The organism is Anaerocolumna aminovalerica (assembly GCF_900115365.1).
Classification (GTDB): domain Bacteria; phylum Bacillota; class Clostridia; order Lachnospirales; family Lachnospiraceae; genus Anaerocolumna; species Anaerocolumna aminovalerica.
This window is the reverse complement of the sequence record NZ_FOWD01000071.1, coordinates 1-10,998: the sequence shown is the minus strand read 5'-3', so window position 1 is coordinate 10,998 and position 10,998 is coordinate 1. Positions and strand designations below refer to the sequence as shown.

Genomic DNA, 10,998 nt, shown 5'->3' with positions numbered 1-10,998 from the left:
TCCTTGTATGATGTATTTAGTATCAAATACATCAATACTCTCCTTTCTTTTTCAACTTTGATATAATCAACTTTAACACTGTGGACTTTTTATTTTATCCTATAGCTTAGACTATTTAAAGGAGTGTATTGCCACAGTTTTATCTGAATCATTTATAGTTGGATAAGCCTCTGAGCTTTCATGTCACGCAAGTTTATGATGATAAAACTAGGTGGAATTACCACAGTGATTAACTTACAAAGGAGTTGATTTTCATGATCTATGTTGGCATTGATATTGCCAAGCAAAACCATGTCGCATCAGTTATGAATTCTGATGGTGAAATACTTTTGCAGCCTTTTGGTTTTACGAATGACCACTCTGGTTTTCAAAAGTTGCTTAATAACATTTCTTCCTTTGATACAGAAAACCTTCTTATCGGTATGGAATCCACTGCTCACTATGCGGAAAATCTTACGTATTTTCTTTTCCAAAGAGGTTTTCATATCTGTATTATTAATCCAATTCAAACTGCTACTCTTAGAAAAACAAACATTCGTAAAACGAAAAATGACCGTGTGGATACTTACTTAATAATCAAAGCTTTAATTATGAATAAGTACCGTCTTTTTACTCAACGCGACTTGGAATCTTTAAAATTAAAAAACCTTTGCCGCTTCCGCCAGAAACTTATGAAGGCGAGGACAAAGGTTAAAATTCAACTTGTAACTTATGTGGATCAACTATTCCCAGAACTCCAGTATTTCTTTAAATCTGGTATTCACGGAAAAGCCTGCTATGCTCTTCTTAAAGAATGTTCAAATCCCGACAAGATTGCAAAAATGCATCTCACAAGGTTAACAAACCTTCTATCAAAGTCCTCACACGGACACTTTAAACAGTCTACTGCTGTACATTTAAAAGAGCTTGCATCGCAATCTGTCGGTATAAAAAATGATACCTTATCTTTGCAGATTTTGCAATCCATAAATCAAATCGAATTATTTACCAACCAACTTGAAGAAGTCGAAAATGCCATTAATGAGATTATGAATCATATGGATTCTGTTATCAAAACAATCCCTGGTATTGGGAACCTCAATGGCGCTATGATTATCGGTGAAATTGGTGATATTCAACGATTTGAAAAACCATGCCAACTTTTGGCTTATGCGGGTCTTGATCCTTCTATATATCAATCCGGTAACTTTACCGCATCAAGAACTCGTATGTCAAAACGTGGCTCCAAACTTCTTCGCTATGCTCTAATAAATGCTGCATGGCAAACTACCTTAATTAACAAAACTTTCAAAGAGTACTATGACTTAAAAGTTTCTCAGGGACGTGGTCATTACAATGCCCTAGGTCATGTTGCACATAAACTTGTTCGTGTCATACATAAAATGATGACTGATAATGTTGCATTTAATTTAGCTTAGTCCAGCCTACTATATTCAGTTTTTATTCAAAGCACCTTTTTAGATGCTTTGGTTGCTATACACTTTTTTAGTCCACAAAATAAATGGAATATTTTTTAATTAACTATTGACTATTCATAGTTGGTCTCCTTTATAATAAAGTTTATATAACTATTATAACATAAATTAGAAAATAGCTAAAGTAATTGTTAAAAATGTCCAACAATAGGTATATATGGAAGTTAAATTCCATGTATTATAATAATAAGAGGGCTATATTAAATTTAAGGGGGTAATTAATAATGAGAATGGAAAAATATATAAAAAAAATAACTACTTTAGTAGTTGTTAGTGTTTTATTCTTGACACCAAATATGTCAGTTAAAGCATCCGAAATCAAACCAGTTAATGATAATAAAGTTGTAATAACTGAATTTGATGTTTATAAAAAACTAAATGAAGAAATGAAAAGCCAACGTACAGAATCAGAGAATACTATAAATACTATAGATACTATAGATACTGATGATACTTCAAGCGTTGACTTTTCAAAACTATCTGAAGAAGAAATATATTTTATTGAAAATTATGTAGAAATATTTACACAGAAAATATTTGAGCTACAAGAATTAACAGAAGAAGAATTAAAAGAATTTAATTATACTGATTCACAAATTGAAGCAATTAAATCATTTACTGGAGATCCAAACCAAATTAGTGCTGCTTCTTCAAGTTGTGAAGTATATGGTGACTTTAATTCTTATTATACCTCAGCATATGGGACAAATGCAGAGCTAATCGTGGCATTTAGATGGAATGGTATTCCGTTTGGATCATTCCCAGATATTTTTGCAGTAACATGGTCAGCGCCACTTAATGCTTCTAGCATATCTGGATATGCAGGGTATACAAAAAGATATGGCGATTATGAACATATAACAACTAGACCTTCAACTAAATCTACTGGGATATATGCAGAATCTATGACTTTTGATGTGAGTATATTTAAAAATAATGAACAATATCTCCTTACGGGCGGAACATTAATTGTTAATTTAAAAGCAAATTCTGAAGTGAGAGATGCAGGAGCTTACTTTGCGTATGGATCTTCTTATTTATCTTTAAGTCCTAGTATTAGCGTAACTGGAGATTTAAGCTTTTCGTTCAGTATGGGAGTAGATACTTTAGATTCAGCTCGATGCTATCATTAAAGCACTTTAAAAAGTAACCAAAAGAATTATAGCCCAATTATTATTATATGATAAACAACCACAAATATTCACGATAATATTAAATTACCGTGAATATTTGTGGTTATATTTATATCATACGAAAATGGACATAGTCACAAGGTGCATAGTTAAGTTCATCTATTATTTTATCATACCGATATATCCAGCGATCACTAACACCGGCATAATCTGCAATTTCATTACTCTTGGCACAAGAATGTATCATATAGGCAATTGATGCATTTCTTATATCCTGTAAAGTATATGGCTTATCAATTTCAGCTTTTAATAGAGCATTTTTTAGTAAAGTTTCTAAGCTTCTAACCCTTAAGACACTATTTTTTTTATTATAGAAAAGATATTCCCTTTCTCCGGTATGATTAACATAACGTACTAATAAAGACATTACATCATCCGGAACTTTAATTAGCCTTTCTCTACCCTGCTGCCGTAAGATAATATAACCACGATTCTTACCATCTAGTGCTATTTTTTTAGGAGTTAGGGAACAAACTTCAGAATGCTGTAAGTGCACATCTAAATATAAAAGAAAGTACTACAAACAGCATTTCGTTAGGGTCCTTGACAGTAAAGAATATAAGATTTCTGATGACTTATATTGTTATGAGTTTTTAAATATTGCAAATCATGAGCATTCTATTATTTAAATTACTTTTTCTAAAATTAGTGTAAAAGATTTTAACTATGATTCAACTCGATTTTATAAATACATATAATTCCATTTATAAATACTTAAAATAAGACCGATAGCACATCAAACTAACGGTGTTATTTTATTTAATTTTTGAATTCGCTAATGAGTGAAAAAAATCTACCTGAATTTTACGGGTGGTATGATTACTATAGAAGTTCTTACATAAAACATAAGTAAGTATAACTAAAACAAGCACAAATCATATAGTCCCAAATATATTATTATATATTATTTCTTTACCTCAAGGAGGATTACATGAAGAAATTCAAAATGGTTGCGCTTATGATGCTTGTTTTCATATTAATTACTGGATTAAGTGCATGTAAAAAGGATAGTAACTTAATAAAGGTACAATTAAATGAAGTAGCACATTCCGTGTTTTATGCACCTCAGTACGTAGCAATCGAATTAGGATATTTTAAAGAGGAAGGCCTGGATGTTAAGCTGGTAAATGGACTTGGAGCCGATAAAACTATGACAGCAGTGTTAAGCGGAGAAGCAGATATAGGATTTATGGGAGCGGAGGCATCCATCTATGTTTATAACGAAGGCGCAGAAGATTATGTGGTTAACTTTGCTCAACTGACTCAACGTGCAGGTAACTTTTTAGTATCCAAAGATGTTAATGAAGATTTCTCATGGGAAAATGTAAAGGGAAAAACGGTTATTGGAGGCAGAGCCGGCGGTATGCCACAAATGGTGTTTGAATACATTTTGAAAAAACAAGGTATTGATCCCAAAAAAGATTTAACTATTATTCAGAATATTGACTTTGGTTTAACTTCTCAGGCATTTATGGCCGGTACCGGTGATTATACCATCGAATTCGAACCAAGTGCCAATGCCATTGAAAAAGAAGGGGCAGGTAAAGTTGTGGCTTCCCTTGGTGTAGAAAGCGGTAAAGTTCCTTATACTGCTTATGCAGCAAGAAAGAGCTATATTGAGAAGAATCCTGAAATAATTCAGAAGTTCACCAATGCCATTCAAAAGGGCATGGATTATGTACAAACACATACTCCGGAAGAAATTGCAAAAGTCATTGCACCCCAATTCAAGGAAACAGATTTAAAGACTGTGACTGCCATTGTAAAGAGATATTATGATCAGGATACATGGAAAGACAATGTAATCTTTGAAGAAGAAAGTCTTAACTTATTACAGAACATATTAGGAGAAGCAGGAGAATTATCAGCAAAAGTACCTTATAAAGATTTGATTACAAGGGAATTTGCTGAAAATGCTTATAAGAAATAATTAAAGGTAAAAACGAATCAGGATAGTAAGAAGTACAGGATTCATAGGTTAAATTGCTTCATAATTATTATAACTTAACCATAAAATAAAGTGGCTATACCTATGGTAAAAGCCACTTTATATATATCATTGTTTATAAACTTAGCTAAACTTTAAATTATTTCTCATCTGATTCAGAATCTTCTGTAGTTGAACTTGCCAGAGTTTCACCTGCTATTTCGTCATCGTTATCAATGAAATCATCATCGAAGTCATCATCAAAATCGTCATCAAAGTCTTCCAGATAATCTGGGGTTAAGTATCTGTATACTGCATAGGCGATTCCTGCAACCGCAGCAACTGCACCTATTACAGCTAGAATAACCAGTAAAGTATTGGTGTCCTTTTTCTTTTCTTTTTTATGAAGAAAATCACCAAGTTTAGCCGCGCTTAACAATTCTTCAAATTTATTATTCATACAAACACATCCTTTCGTAGTAAATGAATTCTTTTTTATTATACCACAATAACATGTTTTTTACTATAGATTTTCTGGAAAATGAAAGAATTCTTACATTTTTTATACTTTTTTTAGTTTTGCAAAAGAAGCCAGCATCTTTTTTATACCGGATTTTTCAAAATTTACAGTTACTTCATAGTCTTTTCCCCCGGCATTGATATTAGTTACCGTACCGGTACCGAATTTAATATGTTCCACGGTATCACCAACACCGTAGTCTAGGGTACCCATATTCTTGCCTACAATATCTTTTGGAACTGTAGTAATATATGGTTTATCAAATAAGGTACTACCTAAATTGTTAGATGGAGCTGAGCTATTACCGGTATGTGGCTGAAAACGATTGGATGGTGTAACTCCTGCTGGTCTTAATCGATCATTTACTCCATTATTTAAGCTGGTATAAGAATTACTCCTTAAGGAATCCGTTTTAAATGGATTTCGTTCCATTGTAAGTAAAAATCTTGGTATTTCGTTTATAAAACGGGAAGGTCTGTTAAACTGGGTTTCACCCCGAACCATTCGTATGGAAGCGGCACTCAGTACCAGACGCTTCATGGCACGGGTTATACCAACATAACATAATCTTCGTTCTTCCTCAATTTCGGATTCCGGATCATCGGCATGTATGGACATATAACTTGGAAAAATACCCTCCTCCATACCACATAAGTAAACATAAGGGAACTCTAGACCTTTTGCACTATGTAAAGTCATTAGTATAACCTGATTGTTATCTTCATTTAAATTATCGATATCAGATACTAACGCAACTTCTTCCAGGAAACCGCTAAGAGTTGGTTCTTCTTCCGCATTCTCTACATAAGCAGCAATTTTACTTTTTAATTCACCGATATTTTCAATACGGTCTTCTGCATCATCTATATTCTGACTTTCCAGATCTTCCATATAGCCGGTAGCCTCTAATATTTCATCAAATAAATCTGTAAGTGAATATTCAGGGGAAGAAAGCTTTGATTTCAGTATTTCAATTAAGCTTACAAATGGCGAAATTTTAGAAGCCATTCTGCCTAGAGTTGGAATATAATCTGCTTGTTTTAAGGCTTCATAAAAGCTAAGATTATTCTTCTGTGCATAATTGTCTACTTTATCTAAGGTTGCTAAACCAATTCCCCTTTTTGGAACATTAATAATCCTCTTCACTGCTATACTGTCTAAACCGTTATCAATGGTTTTTAAATAAGCAAGTAAGTCTTTGATTTCTTTTCTGGAATAGAAGTTAATGCTTCCGATGATTTTATAAGGTACATTTCTTAACACTAATTTTTCTTCAAAAGCACGGGATTGAGCATTAGTCCTATAAAGTATGGCAAATTCATTATAGTCGGCCTTACCCTGGGACACCATATGAGCAATTTCATTTACAATATGATCAGCTTCTTCATAATCACGGTCGAATTGGGTAAAAGAGATAGCGTCCCCTTCTTCATTATCCGTCCATAAGGACTTGTCCTTTCTTCCCACATTATTGCTGATTACCTCATTGGCTGCTTCCAGAATACGTTTGGTGGAACGATAATTCTGCTCTAATTTAATTACTTTGGCAGTTGGATATTCCTTTTCAAAGTTTAGAATATTGTAAATATTGGCTCCTCTGAACTTATAGATGGACTGATCATCATCACCAACTACGCATAAGTTATGTTCCCGTACTCCTTCTTCGTTTATTCCATTGGCTAAAAGGCTGATTAATTTAAACTGGGCAGTATTGGTATCTTGATATTCATCGACCATAATATATTGGAAGCGTTTTTGATAATAAGTCAAGGCTTCTTTGCTGCTTTGAAATAATTCTACGGTTTTATAGATCAAATCATCAAAATCCAAAGCATTATTATTTTTTAAACGCTTTTGATATTCTTTATAAGCTTCTGCAAACTTTCTTTTGGTAAAATCACCAACTGCCCTTAATTCATATTCTTCCGGTGAAATCAATTCATCTTTTGCAGAAGATATAACAGATAGAAGAGTCCGTTCTTTCAGATTCTTTGTATCAATATCTAAGTGTTTACATACTTCTTTCATTAATGACTTTTGGTCATCGCTATCATAGATGGTAAAGCTTCTATCATAACCAATCAAATCAATCCAACGTCTTAAAATCCGAACACAGGTGGAGTGGAAGGTACTGACCCAGATATTCTCGGAACCATACCCAACAATCTTATCCACACGTTCCCGCATTTCATTAGCGGCTTTATTGGTAAAGGTTAGAGCCAGTATATTCCAAGGGTTTACATCTCTATATTCCATTAGATAGGCTATTCTGTGAGTTAAAACTCTTGTTTTTCCTGAGCCTGCTCCGGCTAAAATAAGCAATGGGCCCTTATCATGTTCCACTGCTCTTCGCTGTTCTTTATTCAAGGTATCATATATACTCATAATTTCCTCCTGGTTCTGAGAAATCTTGCTTTTCACAGAATCATGTATCTATATTTACTGCAAACATATGTTTAATTATAGCACGAATATAAAGTTCATTCAACCTTATTATCAGTGCAATCATTGTCATTGTCATTGTCATCGTTATCATTTTTATTTGCAGCCTCAATTCTCTCACGTTGGGCTAAAAAGGTTCCCAAAGAATCTCCAATCTGGGAAAAAACAGATGACAGTACATCCAGCTCTTCATTTGATTTGTCTTTTGCTATGGCAATAGATACCGCAGAAACAAAAATAACTAATTCCTCTGGACTAAACGAATTCACCTCCATTTTTATTATATGTAAAAAAGGTAAAAGGATGATACCTTAAAGTCGGAATGGTAAGTTCTTTTATAATTATGAATTTAGAATCGAATTTAGTTTACATCTAGTTTTAAATACTATATAATGACATAAAGAGGTGATTTTCATGGAGAATAACAATGAAGAATACTTAAAGAGCATATTTGACTGCTTTAAGAAATTGGATTATATTAATCCGGATGAAATTCCTAATATTGACTTATATATGGATCAGGTAACTACATTTATGGATGAGCATCTGCAAGCTTCCAAACGTTATAGTGAAGATAAGCTGCTTACCAAAACAATGATTAACAATTATACGAAAAATAATTTGTTGCCTTCTCCCAATAAGAAAAAATATTCAAAAGAGCATATGCTTTTATTGATTTTTATATATTATTTTAAGAATATCCTATCCATTAGCGACATTCAAAGTATTTTTAACCCTCTTACCGAAAAGTATTATGGTGAAAAATCAGACATCGGATTGGAAACAATCTATAAAGAAGTATTTAAAAATCAGAATGAACAAATCGATGCTTTGGTTAAAGATGTTATAAGGAAATATAACAAATCCCGAGAATCTTTTCCGGATGCCCAACCGGAAGAAGACAGAGAGTTTTTGAAAACATTTTCTTTTATATGTATGCTAAGTTTTGACGTATATATTAAGAAGCAGATGATTGAGAAAATTATTGATGATACTTTAACGGATAAAGCGAAAGAGGAGAAGAAAGAGAAAAAGGAAACATAAGAAGGGTTCAAACTGCAACAAGGCTTTAATGCAATAATAGTATATGAGAAAATATAAAGGTTTGAAAAAAGAATTATAAGATTTGATGTAGAAAAATAATAAAATATTTTAAAAAGCAATAAAAGTTTGATATAAGAAAGCAAAAAGCGTAAAAATGGTAACACAAACAATATTACAGTAAAAAATAAAAGTAGACATAAAAAATGGCTATTGAAACAGTCTCTGCTTAACAGGAGATTTGTTTTCAATAGCCTGTTTTGTTAGATAAAATACAATAAATACTATTGTATGTAATTACGTATTCTTTCTTCAGCGGCTTGTTGAGTAATTAAATGTCTGCTATTCTTCATTCTCAGGTTTATCATTCATTCTTGCAAATACCATATCGTAGCCATCATTACCATAATTTAAAGAACGGTTAACCCTGCTGATGGTAGCTGTAGATGCTCCAGTTTGTTCCGCAATTTCTAAATAAGTTTTGTGATTGCGAAGCATACGTGCAACTTCAAAACGTTGTGATAAGGATAACAATTCATTGACGGTACAAATATCTTCAAAGAAGGTGTAGCATTCTTCCCTACTTTTTAAACTTAATATTGCGTCAAATAAATAGTTTACAGAATCCGTTCTTATGTTTTTACTCATAATTTAAATCTCCTCATCTCCTGTTATGTGATCATGTACGAATAACCATAAGGTATATGGTGAAATTCTACCTACATTTTAACACGATGAAGTTTTAAAGTAAAGCATTTTTGCAGAAAAAATAATTAAAAAAATATAAATTATTGTAAAATAAAATTTACTATTGAGAGTAAAAAATATAATATTGGGAAATTAAATTTATAAGGAGGAGGTAGTAATTGCCCCATTCTAGAATAAAGGATATGTAAATTTGGTAAATATGAGGTGAGATTAAGTAAAAAAGTAAAAAGTTATGTCTCCCTGATAATAAAAGCCATGCCAAATAAAGATTGAAGTAGTAATTACCTTATTCTAAGAATAAAGGATATGTAAATTGATAAATATGAGGTGAAATTGAACAAAAAAGTTATGTCATCCTGATAATAAAAGCTATGCCAAATAAAGATGGAAGTAGTAATTACCTTATTCTAGGAATAAAGGATATGTAAATTGACAAATATGAGGTGAAATTGAACAAAAAAGTTATGTCATCCTGATAATAAAAGCTATGCCAAATAAAGATGGAATTACTTATTCTAAGAATAAAGGATATGTAAATTAACAAATATGAGGTAAAATTGAACAAAAAAGTTATGTCATCCTGATAATAAAAGCTATGCCAAATAAAGATGGAATTACTTATTCTAAGAATAAAGGATATGTAAATTGACAAATATGAGGTGAAATTGAACAAAAAAGTTATGTCACCCTGATAATAAAAGCTATGACAAATAAAGATGGAATTACTTATTCTAAGAATAAAGGATATGTAAATTAACAAATATGAGGTAAAATTGAACAAAAAAGTTATGTCATCCTGATAATAAAAGCTATGCCAAATAAAGATGGAATTACTTATTCTAAGAATAAAGGATATGTAAATTGACAAATATGAGGTGAAATTGAACAAAAAAGTTATGTCATCCTGATAATAAAAGCTATGCCAAATAAAGATGGAATTACTTATTCTAAGAATAAAGGATATGTAAATTAACAAATATGAGGTAAAATTGAACAAAAAAGTTATGTCATCCTGATAATAAAAGCTATGCCAAATAAAGATGGAAGTAGTAATTACCCTATTTTAAAAATAAAGGATATGTAAATTTGAAAAATATGAAGTGAGATTGAACAAAAAAGTTATGTCATTCAGATAATAAAAGCTATGCCAAATAAGGAGGGAAGTAGAATTATCCCATTCTAGAATAAAGGATATTTAAATTTTTAAATATGAAGTGAGATTGAGCTGAAAAAGTTAAATCATTCTAATAATAAAAGCTATGTCAGTACATAACCTGGGAATAAAAAATATGTCATTCTGAGCGTGAAATCAGTTATGTTTAAGTAAAGAATCTCATTATGATAGAGAAATTCTCTGATTTTTGCTCAGAATGGGGTGTATCCCCAAGTTTGTGTAAACCTTCAAACTGATGTAAAATAAAATTACTCAGTTTGGAGGTTTATTTTATGGCGAAAAGAAGAAGGAACGAGTCTCCCGAAAGACAGGCTCTACGTGAAATGGTTAATGGATACCTGAAAGAAAATCCTGTTAAAAATGGAACAGATGTCAATGCTCTCATGAGAGAAATGATGTCTGTTATCCTGGAGGGAAGTCTGGACGGAGAAATGGATGAGGAATTAGGTTACTCAAAGTATGATTTTCGAAACAAAGAAACAGATAATAGCAGAAATGGTTATAACACAAAAACATTA

General features: G+C 31.9%; 10 protein-coding genes. 5 read left to right on the top strand and 5 right to left on the bottom strand.

The genetic code is table 11. The features are described 5' to 3' along the window. Nucleotides 1-254 precede the first annotated feature (254 nt). Nucleotides 255-1,418: an IS110 family RNA-guided transposase gene (locus tag BM183_RS20200; protein WP_091687166.1), complete on the top strand. Its 1,164-nt coding sequence runs from the start codon at nt 255-257 to the stop codon at nt 1,416-1,418. A gap of 281 nt (nt 1,419-1,699) precedes the next feature. After that, entirely contained in the window at nt 1,700-2,608 is a 909-nt protein-coding gene (locus BM183_RS20195; RefSeq protein ID WP_091689380.1) for a hypothetical protein, read from the top strand. A 109-nt stretch (nt 2,609-2,717) separates the two neighbouring features. Here the strand turns inward: BM183_RS20195 and BM183_RS20190 are convergent, their stop codons facing one another. Next, a complete protein-coding gene (locus tag BM183_RS20190; RefSeq protein ID WP_091689378.1) occupies nt 2,718-3,164 on the bottom strand; it encodes a tyrosine-type recombinase/integrase in 447 nt (148 codons plus the stop codon). Nucleotides 3,165-3,599: 435 nt separating this feature from the next. On the opposite strand from BM183_RS20190, the gene BM183_RS20185 reads away from it, so the two are divergent. Beyond that, on the top strand, nt 3,600-4,598 hold the full coding sequence (locus BM183_RS20185; RefSeq protein WP_091689376.1) for an ABC transporter substrate-binding protein: 999 nt from the start codon (nt 3,600-3,602) through the stop codon (nt 4,596-4,598). A 157-nt stretch (nt 4,599-4,755) separates the two neighbouring features. Here the strand turns inward: BM183_RS20185 and BM183_RS20180 are convergent, their stop codons facing one another. From BM183_RS20180 to BM183_RS20170, 3 genes are all read right to left on the bottom strand, one after another. After that, the gene (locus BM183_RS20180; RefSeq protein ID WP_091689374.1) at nt 4,756-5,055 is read right to left on the bottom strand and encodes a DUF4366 domain-containing protein; all 300 of its coding nucleotides are present in this window, start codon (nt 5,053-5,055) and stop codon (nt 4,756-4,758) included. Between the two features lie 102 nt (nt 5,056-5,157). After that, nucleotides 5,158-7,500 carry a DNA helicase PcrA gene (pcrA, locus tag BM183_RS20175; protein WP_091689373.1) on the bottom strand — a complete coding sequence of 781 codons (2,343 nt, stop codon included), beginning with the start codon at nt 7,498-7,500 and terminating at the stop codon, nt 5,158-5,160. A 95-nt stretch (nt 7,501-7,595) separates the two neighbouring features. Beyond that, nucleotides 7,596-7,832 (bottom strand): DUF6774 domain-containing protein, encoded by a 237-nt coding sequence (locus BM183_RS20170; protein ID WP_091689371.1) that lies wholly within the window; start codon nt 7,830-7,832, stop codon nt 7,596-7,598. A 139-nt stretch (nt 7,833-7,971) separates the two neighbouring features. Between BM183_RS20170 and BM183_RS20165 the strand changes: the two genes are divergently transcribed. After that, nucleotides 7,972-8,601 (top strand): DUF1836 domain-containing protein, encoded by a 630-nt coding sequence (locus BM183_RS20165; protein ID WP_091689368.1) that lies wholly within the window; start codon nt 7,972-7,974, stop codon nt 8,599-8,601. A 339-nt stretch (nt 8,602-8,940) separates the two neighbouring features. Here BM183_RS20165 and BM183_RS20160 read toward each other — a convergent pair whose 3' ends face one another. Next, the gene (locus BM183_RS20160; RefSeq protein ID WP_091689366.1) at nt 8,941-9,246 is read right to left on the bottom strand and encodes a YerC/YecD family TrpR-related protein; all 306 of its coding nucleotides are present in this window, start codon (nt 9,244-9,246) and stop codon (nt 8,941-8,943) included. Nucleotides 9,247-10,752: 1,506 nt separating this feature from the next. Between BM183_RS20160 and BM183_RS20155 the strand changes: the two genes are divergently transcribed. Then, the coding region (locus BM183_RS20155) for a transposase (protein ID WP_170848102.1) at nt 10,753-10,998 on the top strand (246 nt) is incomplete at its 3' end.